The organism is Paenibacillus sp. J22R160 (assembly GCF_059692135.1).
Genome location: NZ_JCAUAU010000013.1, coordinates 37,496 through 58,052, shown reverse-complemented (window position 1 = coordinate 58,052; position 20,557 = coordinate 37,496). Strand labels below are relative to the sequence as shown.

Annotated in this window: 19 protein-coding genes; 1 reads left to right on the top strand and 18 read right to left on the bottom strand. The window is 46.8% G+C overall.

What is annotated here, in order from left to right; translation table 11 throughout:
* Positions 1 to 8: 8 nt before the first annotated feature.
* The 8 genes from AC58UW_RS22465 to AC58UW_RS22430 all read right to left on the bottom strand — a co-directional run bounded on the left by AC58UW_RS22465 (position 9) and on the right by AC58UW_RS22430 (position 9,882).
* Complete coding sequence (locus AC58UW_RS22465) at positions 9 to 1,667, bottom strand: glycoside hydrolase family 10-like protein (protein ID WP_497422830.1); 1,659 nt, start codon at positions 1,665 to 1,667, stop codon at positions 9 to 11.
* Between the two features lie 275 nt (positions 1,668 to 1,942).
* On the bottom strand, positions 1,943 to 2,302 hold the full coding sequence (locus AC58UW_RS22460; protein WP_497422829.1) for a Rieske (2Fe-2S) protein: 360 nt from the start codon (positions 2,300 to 2,302) through the stop codon (positions 1,943 to 1,945).
* Positions 2,303 to 2,317: 15 nt separating this feature from the next.
* Positions 2,318 to 3,379: an amidohydrolase family protein gene (locus AC58UW_RS22455; protein WP_497422828.1), complete on the bottom strand. Its 1,062-nt coding sequence runs from the start codon at positions 3,377 to 3,379 to the stop codon at positions 2,318 to 2,320.
* A 57-nt stretch (positions 3,380 to 3,436) separates the two neighbouring features.
* On the bottom strand, positions 3,437 to 5,002 hold the full coding sequence (locus AC58UW_RS22450; RefSeq protein WP_497422827.1) for an extracellular solute-binding protein: 1,566 nt from the start codon (positions 5,000 to 5,002) through the stop codon (positions 3,437 to 3,439).
* Positions 5,003 to 5,073: 71 nt separating this feature from the next.
* Positions 5,074 to 5,934: a carbohydrate ABC transporter permease gene (locus tag AC58UW_RS22445; protein WP_497422826.1), complete on the bottom strand. Its 861-nt coding sequence runs from the start codon at positions 5,932 to 5,934 to the stop codon at positions 5,074 to 5,076.
* Between the two features lie 13 nt (positions 5,935 to 5,947).
* Positions 5,948 to 6,868 carry an ABC transporter permease gene (locus tag AC58UW_RS22440; protein WP_497422825.1) on the bottom strand — a complete coding sequence of 307 codons (921 nt, stop codon included), beginning with the start codon at positions 6,866 to 6,868 and terminating at the stop codon, positions 5,948 to 5,950.
* 187 nt (positions 6,869 to 7,055) lie between these two features.
* Entirely contained in the window at positions 7,056 to 9,233 is a 2,178-nt protein-coding gene (locus AC58UW_RS22435) for a helix-turn-helix domain-containing protein (RefSeq protein WP_497422824.1), read from the bottom strand.
* Between the two features lie 229 nt (positions 9,234 to 9,462).
* On the bottom strand, positions 9,463 to 9,882 hold the full coding sequence (locus AC58UW_RS22430; protein ID WP_497422823.1) for a GTP pyrophosphokinase: 420 nt from the start codon (positions 9,880 to 9,882) through the stop codon (positions 9,463 to 9,465).
* 218 nt (positions 9,883 to 10,100) lie between these two features.
* Here AC58UW_RS22430 and AC58UW_RS22425 point away from each other — a divergent pair, with 218 nt between their 5' ends.
* A complete protein-coding gene (locus AC58UW_RS22425) occupies positions 10,101 to 11,081 on the top strand; it encodes an aldo/keto reductase (protein ID WP_497422822.1) in 981 nt (326 codons plus the stop codon).
* 166 nt (positions 11,082 to 11,247) lie between these two features.
* On the opposite strand, the gene AC58UW_RS22420 is transcribed toward AC58UW_RS22425, so the two are convergent.
* The 10 genes from AC58UW_RS22420 to AC58UW_RS22375 all read right to left on the bottom strand — a co-directional run bounded on the left by AC58UW_RS22420 (position 11,248) and on the right by AC58UW_RS22375 (position 20,391).
* The gene (locus tag AC58UW_RS22420) at positions 11,248 to 11,373 is read right to left on the bottom strand and encodes a hypothetical protein (RefSeq protein ID WP_497422821.1); all 126 of its coding nucleotides are present in this window, start codon (positions 11,371 to 11,373) and stop codon (positions 11,248 to 11,250) included.
* A gap of 9 nt (positions 11,374 to 11,382) precedes the next feature.
* Entirely contained in the window at positions 11,383 to 12,234 is an 852-nt protein-coding gene (locus tag AC58UW_RS22415; RefSeq protein ID WP_497422820.1) for a helix-turn-helix domain-containing protein, read from the bottom strand.
* A 56-nt stretch (positions 12,235 to 12,290) separates the two neighbouring features.
* The gene (locus tag AC58UW_RS22410; RefSeq protein WP_497422819.1) at positions 12,291 to 13,073 is read right to left on the bottom strand and encodes a phytanoyl-CoA dioxygenase family protein; all 783 of its coding nucleotides are present in this window, start codon (positions 13,071 to 13,073) and stop codon (positions 12,291 to 12,293) included.
* 108 nt (positions 13,074 to 13,181) lie between these two features.
* Positions 13,182 to 14,312: a serine hydrolase domain-containing protein gene (locus AC58UW_RS22405; protein ID WP_497422818.1), complete on the bottom strand. Its 1,131-nt coding sequence runs from the start codon at positions 14,310 to 14,312 to the stop codon at positions 13,182 to 13,184.
* Between the two features lie 691 nt (positions 14,313 to 15,003).
* Positions 15,004 to 15,498, bottom strand: coding sequence for a DinB family protein (locus tag AC58UW_RS22400; protein WP_497422817.1), 495 nt, complete (start codon positions 15,496 to 15,498; stop codon positions 15,004 to 15,006).
* 41 nt (positions 15,499 to 15,539) lie between these two features.
* The gene (locus AC58UW_RS22395) at positions 15,540 to 16,058 is read right to left on the bottom strand and encodes a P-loop nucleotide/nucleoside kinase family protein (protein ID WP_497422816.1); all 519 of its coding nucleotides are present in this window, start codon (positions 16,056 to 16,058) and stop codon (positions 15,540 to 15,542) included.
* 9 nt (positions 16,059 to 16,067) lie between these two features.
* Positions 16,068 to 16,592: a YfiT family bacillithiol transferase gene (locus AC58UW_RS22390; protein WP_497422815.1), complete on the bottom strand. Its 525-nt coding sequence runs from the start codon at positions 16,590 to 16,592 to the stop codon at positions 16,068 to 16,070.
* Between the two features lie 171 nt (positions 16,593 to 16,763).
* Positions 16,764 to 17,231, bottom strand: a complete 468-nt coding sequence (locus AC58UW_RS22385; RefSeq protein WP_497422814.1) for a (2Fe-2S)-binding protein — start codon at positions 17,229 to 17,231, stop codon at positions 16,764 to 16,766.
* A 2-nt stretch (positions 17,232 to 17,233) separates the two neighbouring features.
* Positions 17,234 to 18,073, bottom strand: coding sequence for an FAD binding domain-containing protein (locus AC58UW_RS22380; protein ID WP_497422813.1), 840 nt, complete (start codon positions 18,071 to 18,073; stop codon positions 17,234 to 17,236).
* Positions 18,070 to 20,391, bottom strand: a complete 2,322-nt coding sequence (locus AC58UW_RS22375) for a xanthine dehydrogenase family protein molybdopterin-binding subunit (protein ID WP_497422812.1) — start codon at positions 20,389 to 20,391, stop codon at positions 18,070 to 18,072. Before AC58UW_RS22375 ends, AC58UW_RS22380 begins: the two co-directional genes overlap by 4 nt.
* Positions 20,392 to 20,557 lie beyond the last annotated feature (166 nt).

Below are 20,557 nucleotides of genomic sequence, written 5' to 3'. Positions count from 1 at the left end.
GAACTCCTTCATGGATACGATTTGTATAGAACTTGATTCGCTTCGGATACTTGCTTTTCCTGCGAAAACTGTAAGAGTCTATGGATTTGCGATAGAACTTGAATTAGCTGCTTTTGGATTGACACATGTAGAACCTCATGATCAGCCTTTCCTAACCATGTTGAGAAAGTGATCAGTAATCCAACCACCGAGTCTCTCCCTTTCGAAATCCAATCACCTTGGTCAAATGAAAGCGCCATGATATCATTCAGCTTTCGTATCATCACCGAAGCTAGTAGATCACTCATTCCACCTCTTGGTACATAGACCTCCTGTACATCCGTTTTCACCGATTTCAACAAAGCCAAAATCGCTTTCCGTGGGTACAACCCGGTGGAAACAGCGGGCGTCCTCCATGGACCTAGTCGCAAAGACCGAATCATTTCGTTCGTCGCCTGTCCAAATGCAAAAATGACCGTTCCATCGTCCAAGTCACGTGCTGCCCTAACCTGATCTATCGTTTCCTGAACACTCAATCCGATATACATTGGATAAATGCCGGTATAGATCAGGTTCCCCGAAGCCAACTGCCTTTGGTGCAGTTCGAATGATTCGCGAACTTCTCCGCTGCGGGCATAGTAAGCCTGTGGAATTACCACGTCTACAGAATGCGACCATTGCCCGATCTTCTCGGATTCGGCACCAGGCTCAGGCGTAGCTGACACGATCATATTCGGTCGCAAGGATTTCAGTTCACGATACAAGCTGCTCACATAATCGTCTTCTATATGTTCAAGCCACATCGTCCACGCTTGCCATGTATCCGGATTTTCATTCGCATGTATGTCGAGCGGATCTATGCCTTGCTCCAGCTCAAACGCTTTACGGGCATACTTGCTGTAACAGTAGCTATCATTTCCATCCTTGTCAGCGGAATACGGTAAACGTATAAAGTCCAAATTGATCCCAGAAATTTCATAGTTTGTGATCATTTCTTTCATAATTTCAAGTAAATAGGCACGTACTTCCGGATTGGTTATGTCAAGCCAAAAATAACCCGTCCCCTGCTGCGGTAACGGTTTATCAGATCCGCTCTGACTTCTGGATCGTGCCGTCCATTCTGGAAATGCCCTTAAAACCGGTCCTCCTGTGGCATCTACACCAACCATGAATCCATCGAGCCAAGCGTGAACAGCAATCCCCCGTTTCCCCGCTTCCTTCACGAATGCATCAAGCGGGTCCCACCCTCGGAAGGATGGATGCTGGTTCTCAATACCTTTGCTTTCAGCTGCCTGACTAGGATAAATCGTGTAGCCCCAGAACCACGTTTCCAAGTAGAGTTCGTTCAAACCAGCCTCCTGCATCCGGTCCATGGTTTGGCAAACTTCTTCGTAGTTCTGCTCCTTCGGCCGGTACCAGACACCACGTGATTCTGCAGCCCGACTCGGAAGTGCTAGGAAATAACTGTCCAACGCTGCTTCATAAGCCTGCTTGAGTAGTACACGACACGTCTCTGATCCGTGCTGTTTTCTTGCTTCAGCGAGCAGGTCAACCGCTTTATCCAGCTGCTCCCTTGCCAAATCAAACGGCGCACGGATGAACGTCTCCCAATTGTGCTCAATCGTACTATGCGCCAGCACAATTTGCTTTTCCACCTGCTCCATTGAAGGTTCCTTTAGCTCTTCCACGTGCACCTATCCCCTCTGAAATATACGTGGTAAAAAAATACCACACGGAAGTAAATCTTCCTAGGGGACAGTGGTTACTTTCTTTGGTACTTTGGTGTGCGGAAATACGGTAAAGCGGATCATAGTTCCCTCAACCATAAATAAAAATACAAAACTATACAAAAAGCCGCCTCCCTCAAGTCAATCCAGACCAAGGGTGACAGCCTCGTAAGCAACGTAAACCGGTTATCGCCATTCGCGTCACAGCCATCTTCGATCCTACATCTTTTCCATCTTTACTTTCTCTCCAATTGAACGCCGATCCTACCGTCAAGCACGTTGACTTCAAACGTCTTCAGCCAAATTTTCTCGCTGAACAGCGACTTGCCGGTTCGTATATCGAATTCCCAGCCATGCCACGGGCAGCGCAGGATCTCCCCATTTTTACCATATTCATATTCATAGACGTCTGACGGGAGCGTCGTTCCTGAGACGAGTCCAGCACACATCGGCGCACCTTGATGCGGACAGTAATTGTTAATCGCGTAAAAGGTGCCGTTAATCCGGTAGATACCGATACTTTTCCCCTCTATTGTGACGACTGCGTGCCCGCCTTCGGGTACTGCGGATGCATCCAGCACATAATGTACCGTCATAAGCTCCTCCATCAATTAAAGGTTATATAAGCTTTTGGCGTTTTCATAAAAGATTTTCCTCTTGGCTTCGGGCTTTAATCTTCGCAGGATCATATCCGGTGAGTCAAAATCCCAATGCGGATAATCGCTTGAATATAGAATCATATTCTCAGCATCGATCATATTGAATAAATCAATCAAGTGCTGCGGATTATCCGGCTCCTCGATAGGCTGCGTAGTCAAATAGCAATGCTCGCGGATGTATTGGCTGGGCATCTTCTTGAGCCAAGGGACTGTGGAGCGCAGCGCTTTGTAGTTTTTATCCAGCCTCCACATCAGATGCGGCAGCCAGGCAATGCCACCTTCGGTTAGCACCACTTTCAGACGCGGGAATTTCTCGAACACCCCTTCGCATACCATAGAAACGAGATGAGCCATGAACATTTGGGACAGACACGTGTGCCACTCAATGTATCGGGACGGATATCCGGCCGCTGTAGGCGCTGTTGAACCCCCGCCGCCTTCCGCTCCGGGATGGAGCGCAATCGGCAGACCATTACGTTCTGCTGCCTCATAAATCGGATGAAACTGCCGTTGACCGAGAGGCGCACGCGCCGCACTGGAAATCATCACCTCAACAATGTCGGGATGCCCTCCCATACGGTCAATCTCTCTAGCAGCGAGATAAGGATCTTGCGTGGCGACGGCCAGAGCGCCTTTAAACGCCTTATGCTTGCCAAGCCACTTATCGGCTAAAAAGTCGTTGTAAGCAGAGCAGATCACTGCTGCAAAATCGGCATCATGCGTCGTTGATATGTTATACACGACACCGGTTAATACGCAGTATTCGACGTTATAGTCTTCCAGCAACTGTTTGATCATCAGATCCGGGTCAGAGCCCGCTTTGCCCCCGCCTGGCGGAATAGCGTCTTTCTTCATGACGCCAACCGGCGAGTAGTATCCGGAACCGGAATAACCGATTCCTGTAGCAGCAACGCGTGAGCGCCAAGGTTCAGCCAAGTACGGCAGCAAATCGGAATCGTTCTGCTCATTGTGGACATCCACATCAATGACCTTCATTTTTTCGGCCATCATCATCCCTCCATTTCGGAGGCCCGTTCTGGGTGAAAGGACCTCCTTGCAGCGCCAACGCGTTTATTTTTTACCGTATGTGCGAGTGTAAGCGGTATTGTACATATTCAGCAGTTCATCTGCGCCCAGCTTTTTCGTTTGATCAATAAATTCTTGCCATGTTTTATCGTTAATCGGCGTTTTACCAGATACGAATTCAGTCAGCTTTTGCTCCAAATATTTATTCAAATTGTTCAGCTTCGACTTTTCCAGCTCCAGCTCTTCACTTGTTTTAACAATCTGCTTCGGTGCCGGGATAATAACCGGTCCATAGAGCTTGTTAATCGCTTTGCTCTTATCGCTTAAGCCGCTTTCCCATACAGCGCGTGATTTGGCATTGTCCAGCGTAACCATGTCATACCAGACGCCCCAATCTTTCCGCAGCGTTGTAAATGGCGAAGCGCCGAAATCCTTGTTGTACACAGGTACCCCGTTTTCTTTCGTGTATGTTTTGCCCTCGATGCCCAGGGATAAGTAATTTGACCCTTCTTCGCTGAGCAGGTAGTCAAGGAATTGAACCGCTCTGTCTTTATCTTTTACCTTGGCGGAAATCGCACGACCCGTAGCGCCTACAACAGAACGCGAGAACTGATAGTTCTTAATGCCGTCAGCAGCAAACTGCGGAATCGCATCCAGCGTGTAATCGGCTGTTCCTGCCTTACGTCCCTTATCCATAAGAGTCTCTAGATCAGCCTTCCAGAAGAAGGTAACCAACGATTTGCCCTTAAGGATCCGTTCCTCCCACTGCGCCTGCGTGATCATCGAAAATTCTGGATCCAGCAATTTCTCGTTAAACAGTTTGTTGAGGAAGATCAGCGAGTCCTTATACCCTTTGTGATAAGGAGCAAAAGCATATTTATCCGTTGCTGGATCAACGTTATAGAAGCCATGAATGCCTGTGAAGGCTCTGCCGAACGTCGTGAATAACCCTGTATCGCCTACGATTGCATTATTGATCAATGGGTACGTATCCGGCTGTTTTTCTTTCAGAGTTTTCAGATACTGGTAGAATTCTTCCAGTGTCGTTGGCGCTTTCAAGCCGTATTTATCCATAATGTCTTTCCGGGTATACCAGATAAAGTTGAACCCTTTGCCTTCGGCATCGCCCTCGATAACCGGCACGGTGTAAATCCCTCCGTCAGCTCCCGTTGCAACAGCTTTGGCTTCCGGATATTTATCGAAAAAGGCCTTCATATTCGGGGCTTTATCCATGTAATCTTTCAAATTCAGAAACACTTTGTCTGGCCCATGCTGTCTGCCTTCTAATGTATCGACCTGAATGAAGTCTGTAACCGCGTTGGTCGCGATCATGATCTGTTTCTTCTCTTTCAGACCTTCCTGACTGACCACTTGAAACTCCACTTTCACGCCGGTTTTCGCTTCAATTTCCTTGAAAATTTCCCAGTCTTGACGCACTTTCCCCTCCGGACGGTCATAAGCTAGCCAGGAAAAGGTGATCGGTTTCTTCGCCTCTTCCCCTTTCTTGGTATCCCCTGATACAGGCGTATCCTTGGACCCACTCGTACAACCTGCGACCAAGCTGGAAAGCATAACGGCCGATAATGCTGCTGCTACTGTTCTTTTTTTCATGAAATAACCTCCCCAATGTGTTTAAAAGGCTGTTTTAAAACCGTAGTCACTAGCTAAGTTGCAAACGGATCTTACCCTTTTATACCGCCGATCATCGTTCCCTGAACGAAATATTTCTGAATGAATGGGTACACACATAGGATCGGGAGCGTAGCCATCATAATGATAGCGTACTTCATGGTTTGGAGCAGGCTCATATCGCCTTCACCCTGAATCGTCGTACCAGCTATCAGGATGTTCCGGAGCATAATTTGCAGCGGATACATAGAGCGATCGTTCAAGTAAATGAGTGCGTCGAAGAAAGCGTTCCACTGGTTCACAGCCGTGAACAGCCCGATCGTTGCCATTACTGGCATCGAGAGCGGCATGACGACTCGCAATAGCACCTGCAGGGAGGAGCAACCGTCAATCGTCGCAGCATCCTCCAGTTCTTCCGGCAAAGCTTCGAAAAACGTCCGCATGATGAATAAATACCATGTGCTGATCATCGATGGCAGAACGATTGCCCATATCGAATTCAACATGCCCAGCTTTTGCACAACGAGAAACGTTGGGATCATCCCTCCGCTGAAAAGTAACGTAAAAGCGGCCATCATTAAGATCAATTTACGGCCAGGCAGCCATTTCTTCGCTAACGGGTAGGCCATAGCTGCCGTAGTAATCAATGTCAGAATGACATGGACGAACGTATAACGGATCGTATTCCAGTAGCTGATCCATAGATCTGAATTAGCCGCCAACTGCTTATAGGCTACCAGCGTTACTTTTTTGGGCAAAAGCAGGACATCACCGCTTGACACCAGAGCATTGTCGCTAATCGAAGCACTGAACACATAGACAAGCGGGTAGATCATCACAATCATAAGAAGGATCATAACCGTATAGTTCAATGTGTCAAAAATTCTGGAGGTTACAGACTGTTTGATTTTCAATAGGGTTCCTCCCTTACCACAAGCTTGTTTCTGAGTGTTTTCGAGCTATGCGATTTGCACCGATGACGAGAATGAGACCGATAACGGACTGAAATAATCCGACCGCTGTTGCGAAGCTGAAGTCCGCATCCAATATCCCGCGCCGATAGACGAACGTGTTAATGACATCTGAGGTTTCGTAGTTCATGGAGTTGTATAACAACAAGATTTTCTGAAAGCCCGTCTCCATGAAATGGCCCATTGTCAGAACGAACAGAATAATCATCACGGGTACCATGCCAATGAAGGTAATATGGCGCATTTGGTGATAACGGTTCGCTCCGTCCATCTTCGCCGCCTCATACAGTGTCGGATCAATCCCGGCGATAGCTGCCAAATAAAGAATCGTTCCCCACCCAATTTTCTGCCATATTTCTGAGGAGACATAGATCGCTCTGAACCATTCAGGCAGCCCGAGAAAGAGAATCGGTTCCATCCCAAATACCTTCACCAGCAAGAAATTAATGATGCCGGTTTGCGGCGACAGAAACGTGACAAGTATTCCGGCAATAACGACCGTTGATAAAAAGTGCGGCATGTAGCTGATGCTTTGTGCGATGCGTTTAAACATTTTGTTCTTAAGCTCATGAAACAAAATAGCCAGAATGATCGGCGCTGGAAAATGAAACAGGAGATCATAGACATTTAACATGACCGTATTGCGAATCAGCTTCCAGGAATCCGGATTGACATAAAAAAATTCAATAAAGTGTTTAAAGCCTACAAATTTACTGCCCAAAACGCCTCGGCCGATCGAATAATCCTGAAAGGCAATGATGACTCCGTACATCGGCACATATTTGAAAATGATGTAGTATAGAATCCCCGGCAGCATTAACAAATAAAGCGCCTTATGTTTCTTCAATACGTACCACATCCCATTTCGCTGCAGCATACTGCCTCCCCCCTCCTCCTTTCGGAAGTTGATGGCCTTACTATACAGAGCGCGGGGCTTTACCGTAAAGCACGCATAATTACCTCGTGTCTCTTTTTTTACAAACCTGATTTCATGCGGTTTTTCAGCGGTTTAACAGCTCTGGAAGAAAAAATAGAGACTTCGGAAAAAATGAAGTCTCTATCCTTTAATGATGCATCGTACGATATTTGGCCGGCGTGATGCCTTCATATTTACGAAAAGTTCGAATAAACGAATTTCGGCCCCAGTAGCCAACTTTTTCCGCGATGTCATCGATTTTCATATCCGTCTCCAGCAAAAATTGCTTCGCTTTCATAAGTCTGTATTTGGCAATGTACTCCACATATTTCTCGCCTACCGCCTCTTTAAACGTTCGGCTGAAATGCCCATTTGACATGTTGAGCAATCCTGCAAAATATTCAATCGAAAGCTCCTCATTATAATGCTCATGAATATAATCCAGAATCTCCGAAAACTGCTGCGTGCGTTGATCTGGTTCTTCCGTTTGGAATAAAACACGATGAATGTCTACGAAACATTGCTCCAATTCGTCCCACGTCATACAGCTATGAAGCCGATCGTATAAGCTAGAAAAAAATGGCACATTAAAATCATTGCGCTCCGTTTCTACAGCGCGAATCCATGTGTTGAGCACATCCGTACTTAAATATTTGACCTGCATAGCGGTCGCATTTTTGAGCTTCCCATCCTCCAGCTTCACGCGCACAGACTCCAGTAATCGCTCATATTCCTTGGTTTTGTGCTGATTGAAGATTCGGTTCACTTCCTGTACGGATAAAAAGCTTTCCCACTGCGTCCGCTCCCCTACAAGAGGTCCACGGCATATTTCCACATCGGCATCCAATCCGCGATTTTGCAGAACAGCTAGCGCCTGCTCATACGATTCATGCAGCTCTTCCGCGGCATTCACGGTTTTCCCGATGCCAATCGTTGCTTTGAAATATTGGCTGTACGATACCAGCACCAATTTCGTGATGTCCGCAGCCTCTTCCGCGCCTAGATGGAGGAATGTATCATGAGTGACAACGATTGCTAATACATCGGGTTTCGTTTGACATAGCCAGACCATGGAAGGGGTAGATTTGCGAATTAATTCTTTGATCTCCACGAACATGAATGACTTCGTCGTCTCCGACAGCCGGTCATACTCATCCAAATTATAGTGAAACGCGATGCATAGCACCGTACGCATCGCCTGCTTGTCATAGGTAAAATTGATTTCTTTCGCATAATAAGCAATGGACAGCTCGTCTTTATATTCCCCTTGCAAAATTTTAGTAATAAAAAGCTCCTGCATCAAGGGGAACATGCCGTTCATTCGCTGTGACAGCTCTTTATTTTCATCTGTGATTTCTTGAATAGGACGATACAATCGTCGGCTTAAATAGTAAGACACAACGCTGCCCACCACGAGAAAAAAGACTAGAAATCCCCAACTAATCAACCTTGTCATATAGGCCGGTTTCATTAATGTACGCAGATCTGCGATCGTAACATAATACCATGCATCGTTGAACCGGGATTTCACGAGGGACAAGGCGATTTCGTCGGTGACAAGAAATTGAGATTCAATCACCTTCGAACGCGTATGCGCCAGCACCGCCTTTGCTTCTTTATCCGTCAGACCGTGCTGATTGAGAATTTCACCCTGGCTGGTCGCAATCGCCGTGCCTGTGACCCATTTCTCAGGAATAGAAATCTGTTCTTTCAGCTTGTCTTGATCAAAATGCACGACCAAATAAACCTCAGGATTTTCCGTATTAAACGGATAACTCATAACGGCTGACATGCCGAGCGAACTCGAGTCCATGATATCCATCATTTTTTTACCGGTAAAATGGGAAAGATAATCGCCCTTCTGCTGCTCGTCGAGTGGAAAAGTCATGTTAAAGTAGTAGGATTTATCCGTATAAATATCGATATCGGCTACCAGGTCATGATTCGCAAAATATAAAAATACCTTAGACACCAATTTATCGGACTGAAGCTTCATCAACTGTTCTCTGAGCGCATGAAACTGATCCGAACGCTGCTGATTTTCCCGTGAATCGTCGACGACCCGGAGAAGACCTGCTAAATTCGAGGAACTGAGCATGTTAATCATGTTGGTTTTCAGTGAATCTAAAGCTGTATCGGTTTGCTTGGAAAAATGGCTAATTACGACATCATTCAGCTTTTCGGCATCCTTCTCAATCGTGCGGACTGCAAGCACATGAGCTAGAATACTGGCAACAATGACAGGAATCAAAATAACAATGAAATAGTTGGTGAAAAGCCGCCAAAAAAGGGCTAATCGGAACTTATGCACCTTAGAAATGGCCATCTCGACGCCCCCTCTCTTGTTATGTTGTCTTCCTTTTTTCCAAGTCATAGAATGACTATTGTTTTATACTAGTGAAAAAGAAATGGGGGGTCAATAGATTTTGAAACTTTATTTTGTTTTACAAATATCAGTGTGAATTTTTATTTCTTTTTACGACAAAAAAAGACATTTCTCTTCTAATTTATGAACAAAAGCACCCGCATTCCGAACTGGAATAGAGCGCTCTATTTTAGAATTTGAGCTCAGCGATAGCTTTTTTGTAAGTATCGATTCTTGTATAATCTGCTTCTGTGGGCTGCGGAATTCGGTTAATATCGCAATTATCTTCCAGATCCAGAAGTTTCACCTTTGAGGCAAGCGGGTTTAATTTAATTCGTTTAATAAATTCTTCGTAGCTTTCGTCCGCTCTCCTTGTCAGGCAATCAAGAGCAGCAATAACATTCGAACTAAATCCTTCATTTCGTAGATCAAACAAGGTGATGTTTGAATCCTCAACGACATCGTGTAAGACGGCTACAATGGATTCTTCCGTCGTTATGGCTTTACTGGCTAATCGAATTGGATGTAAGATGTAGGGGTTTCCTCCCTTATCGGTTTGACCGTCATGCGCTTTGGCTGCTAGTAGAATCGCTTTAGTTAATGTACTCATTTCTACACCTTCATTCCGTAATAGGTAACTTTCCCATCATAGCATTATTGCTAATTTACGGCTACAGATAATCGCTTACCTTAAAGTTACTAGGTATCTCTTTGTCTACTAAATAAAGGAAAAGTGAGTACTTATGCCCTGCCTGAGAATTTAGTATGATGGGTGTGATGGAAAAGAACAAGCTTTGCCCAACCTTAACTTTTTTGGAGGAGATTACGATGAAATACAGTTATTTGGGACGTTCAGGCTTAAAAGTGAGCCAATTGTGCTTGGGAACGATGAACTTTGGCGTAGACACCGATGAACAAGAAGCTTTTCGCATCATGGATGCTGCTCTAGATGCAGGTATCAACTTTTTTGATACAGCCAATATTTACGGATGGGGCGAAAATGCGGGTCGCACCGAGGAGATTATCGGCCGATGGTTCGCTCAAGGCGGCAATCGCCGTGAGAAAACCGTTCTCGCCACCAAATTCTATGGCGATATGCATGATGCAAATGATGGACCGAACCGTGAGGGCGGTTTATCTGCTTACAAGCTGCGCCGTCACTTGGACGCATCCTTGCGCCGTCTTCAAACCGATCATATCGAGCTGTACCAGATGCATCACGTAGATCGTAACGTATCTTGGGACGAACTCTGGGAAGCTTTTCAAGTTCCCGTGTACCAAGGCAAAATCGGCTATGTCGGTTCTAGCAACTTCGCCGGACGCGATCTGGTGAAAGCGCAATATGAAGCGAAATCCCGTCATCTTCTTGGTCTAGTGTCGGAGCAGCATAAATACAGCTTACTGTGCAGGTTGCCAGAGCTTGAAGTCCTGCCAGCTGCTGAAGAGCTGGGCATTGGCGTTATCGCTTGGAGTCCACTTGATGGCGGACTGCTCGGTGGAAATGCATTAAATCCAATTGCTGGCTCGAAGCGTGCAAGCAACCCTGAGCGGGTCGAGAAACATCGCACTAAGCTGGAAGCTTTCTCTGCGCTATGCAAGGAGCTAGGCGAGAGCGAAGCGAATGTAGCATTGGCGTGGACCCTCGTCCATCCGGCGATGACGGCGCCTATTATCGGACCTCGCACGCTTGAGCAATTTGAAAACACATTACGTGTGGTTGACATCCAACTCGATGAATCCACTTTAAACAAATTAGATGAAATCTTCCCGGGACCTGGCGGAGATGCTCCACGGGCGTACGCCTGGTAATAAGTAAGACCGTCAGGGATCCCTGACGGTCTTTTTATTTCGACTAAGTCGGAATTCGGCTAAGGCATAACTTAATGGGAACTGGAGTCCTCTATTTCGAGAAAAACAAGCTTTTTTCTCTATTAGCGGAACTACAGGGACTTATTTTGCTTCCATGGCGCATTTCTTAGGAATAGCGACCTGTAGTTCCCTCCCTCATTTTCAGTCGGTAGTTTGACCATCTTCCATCAAATAAGACATAGTTGGCTTCCACAAAATAATTACGCACCAATTCATCTAGTTGATTATGCATGCCTTCCCCCTAACCATACACATTTTCAGATTGCTTATATCGAACAGACTCGCGGTATTCCCCTGGAAGAACGCCATACTCTTTCTTAAATTGCTTGCATAAATAGGACGCATCCGTGAAACCGCAGCCTGCGGCAATGGTTTCCAGCGTCTCTTCGCTCATCTCGAGCAGCTGCTTGGAGCGCTTAAGACGCATATTCCGAAGCATTTGCATGGGGGTTAGCCCAAACTGCTGCTGAAACGCTCTGTCCATATAGTTGGCGCTTAGACAAACTAGTGATGCAAGCTCCTCTCTTGTCAGCTTCTCCTCCAATCGCATGGACATCTGTCCAATTAACCGGGCGAAGCGGTCGCCAGATGAGCTATAAGCGCTTGAGCGCTCTGGATTTCCTGCTTTTTCCCAACCAGCCAAAATCATCTCCGTTAATTGCAGCATCGAAGTTGTGATTTTCAAATCGCGAAAAGACAGCTCCCGATTCCCCCATTCGGCAAGCAATTTGGCGAATACAGCCTCATAGCGGGCAGGGTCAGGAATGGCAATGACCGGAGAGACACGATAGAGCATCAGGAGATCGAATTGATGGGAACATAGAATGCTAACCTGCATCCATAAGTGAATACCGCCAACATCCGCATGTTCCGAAAAAGGCAGCCCTGGCGGATGAAGCATGACCTCGCCCGCTTTCACCGTATGGGTTTCGCCTCCTGTGCCTGTCATAACATGACCCGTTTTCACATAACTAATAATCCAATTCGGAAAACTTCGGTTTTCCATGTAAAGCTTGGTATACGACGTTCGATTCACGCTATGCAGCTGAACGGACCAAGGCCCTTCTACCCAATCTGGCGGTTTCGTCGACATCCTCATTCACCTCGTATGTTCAACTTAACCGATTTCTTGGGTGTTGCCTAGATCCATTAGGAACAATTCTCTCTGGTTACAAAACCTTGATACGAAGACTTCCCGTCCTTCGCAATCAGCGGACCATTTTTAAATAATTGACCGGTATTTGGATTATAAGATCCGTCTACCGAGTACTGCACCACATAACCTTTGCGTGTATCCGTTTTACTTAAATTTGGCGTACTGCGATGAAAGAGCAAGGAATGGAAGACTACCATACTGCCTTTTTTCAGTTCAACCGGTATGCCTTTTTCTTCTCCAAAATAACAAACCCAACCGAGATCCGTCTTCACATGCTCCACAAAACCATCCAAATGAGTACCTGGCTGCACCCAGATACAGCCGTTATCGACTGAAGCGTCTTCTAGCGCTAACCAGCAAGTGACATAGTGGATCGGCTCCGTCGGTACATATCCGTTATCTTGATGCCATGGAAAGTCTTTGCTTGCTTCCGGACGTTTGTACACGGACTGATCCCAGTACAGCTTGATGTCAGGTCCCAAAATCGTTGTCGTAATGTCAACAAAACGTTGATCGGCAATAAATTGCTGCAGCTCTGCGCTTAGGAAATTCAGATTAGCTGTAAAATTAATTTGACCTGAGACGCTAATGAATTGCTTTCCTTTCGCACGCAAGGCTTGCTCTGAGGCTTCGTCGAAGCCGTCAATGATGCCGCAAATACGATCCATTTCTTCATCAGAGAATAGACTTTCAAAAATAATATAGCCTTGCTCCTGATATTGCTTCATCTGCTCGGAGGTAATATGGACCTGCTGTCCCGTATGGATGCTACTCATGGAGATTCGCTCCTTCAACAATGAGATTTACTTCCTATCCTCATTATCAAGCTGCGCTAATCCCTTAGCAATGAAGCGATTCCACCTCATCTAGTATTTTTTCCACCTTTATTCTTCGATGGATGCGGCAACGGCATTATGAAAGCAATCCCGCAGTCGCACGACGGACTTCTCGCGTCCGAAGTGCACACGGTTGGTCAACAATACCGCGAAAACGCTGCTTTCGGGATCCATCCATACGCTAGTCCCTGTGAAACCCGTGTGTCCGTAGCTTTGTGTGGAAAACAAATCACCAGACGCGTCCCAGACATCCCCCTTCAGCACCCAACCAAGGCCACGGTTTGCATTCACCTTGTCTTCCGTGTAGCTTCGCGTAGCAGCTGCAATGGCTGCACCTGACAGCAACTGGCCATCGCCTGGGCCTTTGCCAGCAAGCTTCCCATGGTTCAGCCACATGGCCGCATATTTCGCGACATCCTTCGCCGTCGAGAAAATCCCTGCATGCCCGCTGACGCCACCCATAGCCCATGCGTTCTCGTCATGCACCTCGCCCCATCGATAGGCGCCGCCCATGAACTCCGTTGCCGCTATTCGCGACTGCAAATCGTTGGCCGGACGATAGCGCGTATCTCGCATCCCCAGCGGTTCAAACACATAACTCTTAGCAGCCTCATCGAGCGGCATGCTATACAGCTTCGCAGCCAATTCACCAAGAATGATGTAGTTAAAATCACTATACACATAACTATTGCCACACGCATGGCTTAAGCTCTCACCAAGCACAGCAGCCTTAATCTGCTCTGGCGTCCAGCCATGGGAATGCAGATCTTTGAAGGCATGAAGCCCAGATGTGTGAGTCAGTAGATGTTTCACCGTCACCTCTTCCTTCCCATTCCCTGAGAATTCAGGGAAGAAACGGGAGACGGTATCCCTGAGGCGCAGCTCGCCACGGTCGATAAGCTGCATAATCAACGGAAGTGTCGCCATCACTTTGGTTAAGGAGGCACAATCATAAATTGTATCCTCCGTTACCTTCAGCTTCGTATCCTTAGAGATAATCGAGTGGCCTACGGCATAGGTTCCTACTATGGATCCTTTTCGTCCTACGAGTGCTACGCCTCCTGGGATTTCACCAGCCTCCTCTTCTCGATCCAACAGACGGAATGCACGTTGTAATTGATCGCCATTTATCCCCAGTTGTTCTGGAGCGGTTTGGGGCAGTTCTATGTCCAAGTTCATGTCTCAACGAGACCTCCTTACAAGAAGTTATTTTCTTTAATTCGAAATTAAACGGCAAATCCCTCTATATGAACGTTTCTGCTAAAAAGTTGATCCCTGCCCAACGCTAACTCTCTTCTTTACCCCTGGTCCAATATGTATTTCCGAGCTCGTTTCACCGCTCTGAACAAATTAGCTACTTTACAAACCTCTCCACCACTTCCGCGTCCTAATCACCAAAACCTCCAACTGTCACCTTAACTGCCAATAACAAATTCAAACAACCCTGCGGAAATACCGCCGAAAACTCCATCTAATTTCCACATCTCATCCATTTCTGATCCATTAACTGGAAATCCTCCCTCTAATCGTACCCGATTACCCGAATAGGGTTGGATTTCGACGATTTAGCTGGAGTTTCTCCTTCTATTTCGTTTCCCGGCCAGGCACAGAGCAAATTAACGGTAGATTTTCATGTTATTGCAGCTGGGGGCTTCGTTACGTGTCTCCCTATCGAAACAGAGCTACCGATTTACATCAATTACTCGTCAGTAACGCTGAATGCTCCTGCTAATGTTTTAACTACTTTACCAATCCCCATCACTCCCCCGTGCCAATCACCATTACCTCAACTGCCACCCCAACTGCCACTAACAAATTCAAACAACCCTAGCGGGAAGACCGCTAGGGTTACTTGATTGTAAAGTAGATTCTATTCAAATGAACGACGCGATGGCCAAGATCCCTGCAGCTTACGGATAAACATAATTTGTCCCGTGTGATAGGCATCGTGCATGATGAGACTATTCACCCAACGTCCAACGGATTGTGAACGATTCGGATAAACATACTCAAAGTCATTCTCCTCCCACTGCGCAATCCGATCACGAATGCCTTGGTGAACAGCTTGCAAGCGAGCCAAAATTGCTTCCCAAGCCTCGTCAGACGTAGATGTCACAGCAAACGTATCATCATTGGTCATATCCGGATATTCGGATTCTTCTCCCGTCATTCTGTACAACAATCGTTCTTTATAAAAAATCAGATGATTCAAATTCTCAGCTATTGTATTCACATACTCACCTTCTGGCCGCCAATTGGCTTGCTCAGCCGTTAAACCATTGAGTGCATCCGTAAGCGGCGGATACCAATCCTCTTTCTCATAGCAGCTATCCCATCCATGAAGCAAAAGCTCGATTTTATTCATTCCAATGCCTCCTAAATTTGTCATGTGATCACTTTCATATGTTACATCATCAAACGAAGTTTGGAAACCTGATCCATTAATGAATCGACGGACTGAACCGTGTCCAACACAATTTCGCCTTCCAAAAATTCCGATCTAACCTGCTTATAATGTTCTTTCAGCTTATCTAAATCGGTTATTAATTGATTAGCTGTTGGCGCTTTGCTCCTCTCAGCAAGTCGCTGCGCCCAAGTTGCCTCATCGCTACAAATACAATGCAGCGTCATTAATTTCCCGCCTCTATCCGCTATCCAGCGCTTAAACTTAAACGCATCATCCGAGTGATTAAACCCATAATCAAGGATCACGTCAGCATCCGTCGCAATAACCGTTTGAAGGAACCGATACAGAAAATCAAAACAGATCTGATTTCTTGCCTCATGCACGCTGACATCATTCGTAACAGAATCATAAATATCATCTTTATGTAGGACAGGTACTTTCAACCTTTTGCCAAGTTCATTGGATAGCGTTGTTTTGCCAGTTCCAGCTTTCCCTCGAAATAAAATAATGGTTGACATGTTCGTTATTTACCACTCCAAGCGTTCTTTAAGTGAGATAATCTGTGCAAGATGATGGCGATTGTGCCAAGCAAACCTCTGCAAAGCCATATCAAGGCTCATTAAACCATGAGTGGGACTCGTGAATATACGCTCAAAATCAATCGGAGTCAACGAATCGAACAGTACAGCGAAGCGACTATGCAGCGACTCAAGTAGAGCTATGGAAGTTTCAACCTTCGTATTCTGATAATCACTCAAATCTGCCCACATATCCTCCCTATAGGAGCTTGCTGTCGGTTGATCCTCCGTCAATGCTCTTTTGAAGCGAATATATGCGTTCATATCGTTGTCAGCCATATGATGGATGACCTGTTGAACCGTCCAACCTCCTGACCGATAAGGGGTATGTAACTGTTCTAAAGTTAGATTTTGCACATGAAACCGCAGCTTTCTGCTGCATTGCTTAATTTCTTCCATCCATCCTGCTCGCTGATCAGCCGTCGAATTCTGAATCCCTTCAAATCTCCCAATGGGGTAACGTAATCGGTCCATCCTCCCATCCTCCTCTCTTTTTTATTCGGAATAACAAACTAATTCTATATTCACCCATTTATTTCCTCTAGCTAGAAAGCCATCATGGCCTCCACCACACTAGCTTGGCTAAGTGCGCTATATCAAAAAAGTCCAAACGCGGCCGCGCCTAGACTCTTGCTCCAAAAGGTTCTATTTCTGAGATAGCACGGATCTAACGGCCTTTCCAATCTCTTCATAACTTGTGCAGCGGCAAATATTAGATTGAAGCCACCTCCGCATCTCGTCTTCACTCGCATTGGGACATCGCTGGGTCAAGGCATGTGCAACCATAATAAAACCCGGTGTGCAAAATCCGCATTGAAATGCAAACTGCTCTACAAAAGCTTTTTGTATGGGCGCTTCTCCGCCTAAACCTTCAATGGTCGTAATGCGGCACCCCGGAGCCTCTATGGCCAACATCAGGCACGATTTGATCGGGACACCATCTACGCTCACTGTACATGCACCGCAATCGCCATTTTCACAGCCCTCTTTTGCTCCCGTTAAGCCCAATTGCTCACGCAGCACGCGTAATAACGTATCCGCTGATCGAATGACAGCATGGTGCCGCTTGTCATTGACAACCAATTCGATTTCACTTTTGATCATCCCGCTCATCCTCATCGCCTCCCCTGTTCCAGAGCCGCCATAACATCCAATAATGTGTTGCGCAGCACAAATGTCCTATAAGCAGCCGAGCTTAAAATGTCATTCAATATCGGAACAGGCCACCACCCAATGGCGGTATTCACGCGCGCTTCCAATGAGAGCGAGGTATCGTTTAAAATTTCTTCAATCTTCTTTGATCGAAAAGGTACGGCGCTTACTCCACTGAATGCGACACGAATCTTTTCGCCGGTTTGAAGTCCCGCAATGCGTACGATCGGATAATCAATTCTTTCCAATTTGGTCTTTTTAATCGTCTCAAAAGGCATTTTTAAATAAGAAGTATCGCTTATAATCTGAACGAGGAGCTCACCTTTTTCCAAACGGGGCTCCCCGTTAAAAATTTGTCGTATGGGAACTTGGCGAACTCCACTAGGGCCGGCCAAGACAACCTCGCTATCCACGAGTAGAAAGGGAAGCAGCCCCTCCCGATAAATAAACTTCCCACATAAGAGGCCGCCAATCGTAATTTTATTGCGAATCGTATGATCGGCGATGTCTCGTACTGTTTCCCCTAGTAGTGGAAACAGAGGGAATTCCGCAAGATCATTGAGTGTAATTGCTGCGCCAATGACAAGTTGATTATGATGAAATTGAAATACGCGGCATTCGGGAATCCCCTTGATGTCGATTACCGCACCTGTGTGAAGCTGATCCACACGCGCCATGGAAATGATCTCAGTCCCGCCGGCATAATAAAGTGGTGCTTTACCGCTTGCATCCATTTGCTGATAGAGCGATACCGCTTCCTCAAAGGTTGCCGGCTTCACATATTCAAAGTCAAATGAAATCATTGGCTCCTCCCCATCGATTGCCAGATCAATTCAGGTGTCAAAGGCAGTACGTTCAATTCAATTCCAGCTGCAAGCGACAAGGCATTTGCCAGAGCAGGAGCCATCCCGATTGTTCCATGCTCCCCAATCCCGCGCGCACCAAAGGGCCCCTCCAGGAACGGTGTCTCCACAAACTCCGCCAGATAGTCCGGATTATCGCCGAACCGGGTCAATTTATACGAGCGCAGCTGAGGATTCAGCACTTGACCCGCTTGATTGAACAGAAAGCCTTCCCGCGTGGCAAAGCTTAGCCCCATATTCATTCCGCCTACCACCTGTCCGCGCGCAGTGGCTTCATTAATGACTTTGCCCGCGTCAAAGACAGAGGCTGCTCGAAGAACACGGTACGTACTCTCGCGAGTATCAAATTCAACTTCAACGGCTTGGGCGCCAACAGTCCACTGCTGGGCTGGGATGCCTTTCCCCGTTTCGGGATCAAGCCTCGTAATATCATGGACACGGTACCTGCCGCGGCCAATAACCGGTTTGCCCGATGCACTCCCATTCGGGTATTGGTAGCCGCTGACAACTTCGCTGACTCTAAGACTGATGATCGGATCGTCTTTGACATAAATCATGCCGCGCCCAACTGCCAAGTCTTGCGGCAGCACCTGCAGGACGATCGAGGCATTATCTTTCAACTGGGTTATGACATCTTCAGCTGCATCCTGAACAGCCCGACCGACCATCATCGTTGTGCTGCTTGATACCGTTTTCCAATGTTCCGGTGTAATTTGTGTATCCACATCCATTTTGACGTGAACATCGCTTACTTCCATATTTAGCTGCTCAGCAAGGATTTGCGCCATGATTGTACGGTTCCCTTGACCAAGTTCAATCGAGCCTGCGCTAAGATTAGCGGTGCCGTCATGATTGAATGTGATCGTAGCTCCGGTTCCCGTATCGATATTTGAGCCCGAGGCTTTCCACACACAGGCCATTCCTTTTGTCCTGACTTTATTACCGCCAACTTCAACCCGCTGGCCCTGATCCCACTGGATCAAATCCTTCAACTTATGGATACATAAAGATAAATCTCCCATCGAGCTTCTTGTAAGCAGTGTTTGCGTAGGTGTCGTATCGCCTGGTTGGATTGCATTGCGAAGCCGCAATTCCAAAGGGTTCATCCCCAGCTTCTTTGCAAGCATATCCATCGTGCGCTCCATACAAAAGTGCGCTTCCGTACGCCCAAATCCCCGAAATGCCGTGGCATAAGGATGATTCGTATAAACGCATAGAGAGTCACACCACACATGATCCACGCGGTAAGGTCCCGTGCAGTCAATTGCTCCCGCTTGTGTCACCGTTGCTCCCTCGTCGGTATAGCCGCCTGTATCAAATAAAAACGTAAATTCTGCTGCTGTTAGTCTACCTTCTCTCGTAGCGCCAAGCTTCACTTTCGCTTCAAGGCCAATGTGACTGGGGGAACTAACCATATCCGTTTCGCGGGAATTATTGATTTTGACAGGACGACCCCCGCAAGCTTTGGATGCCAGATAGGCAATATATTCTAATTGGATGGAACCCTTGCCGCCAAATCCGCCGCCTACAAAAGGCACATGCACGATTACCTTGGACGGCTCAACTTGAAAAAAGCGCTCGAAGGCACGTTTGATCATAAAAGGATCCTGCGTCGACGTTTGGATGTCGATTAAACCGCTCGGCATTACTTCGACGATGGCACAACGCGGCTCCATCGCGCAATGATCGGATGTGTTGAACGCGTATGACCCTTCTACCATCGTTTCACTTGCTGCCCAGCCAGAGGCCATGTGGCCTTTGCGGATTTTTACAAAGTTGCCGATGTTTGTTCCTGGAACGGGATACACATCCCCGAATTTCTGATAGCTGCCCAAATCTTCATGAATTAATGAAGCATTAAGCTGTAAGGCGCTGCTGGGTGAATGAACAATAGGAAGCTGCTCATATCTCGCTCGTATACGCGCTGCCGCGTGTTTGGCAATCTGCTCCGTCTCCGCTACAACGACCGCGATTGGCTCGCCGAAATACCGCACTTTCTTCCAGGCGAGCGGCGGTCGGTCTGCCAGAATCGTGCCCGTTAAGGCGGGGAAATCTTCGCCCCTAAGAATCGCATGTACCCCGCTCACTGCAAGCGCATCGGTAATATCAATCGATGTGATGAAAGCATGCGAATAAGGGCTAGTAACGAGCCAACCGTGCAGCATACCTGGAGATTGTGTATCGTTCGTATATTTGGCGAATCCGGTTACTTTATCTCGGGATTCAAGTCTCTGGATACCCTTTCCTATTACGCTCACGTTCTACTCACTCCTACTCTATTACGATCTGCATTCCGTAGCACCAAACTGGGTGTTTTCTATCATCTTATCAAGATTAAACTCGTCCTATTCCGCTCCTTAAAATAGGTCCTTCTTTAGTCGTCTATCCAAGCCAAGCTTGAAAGCGGTACATACCTTAATAGCA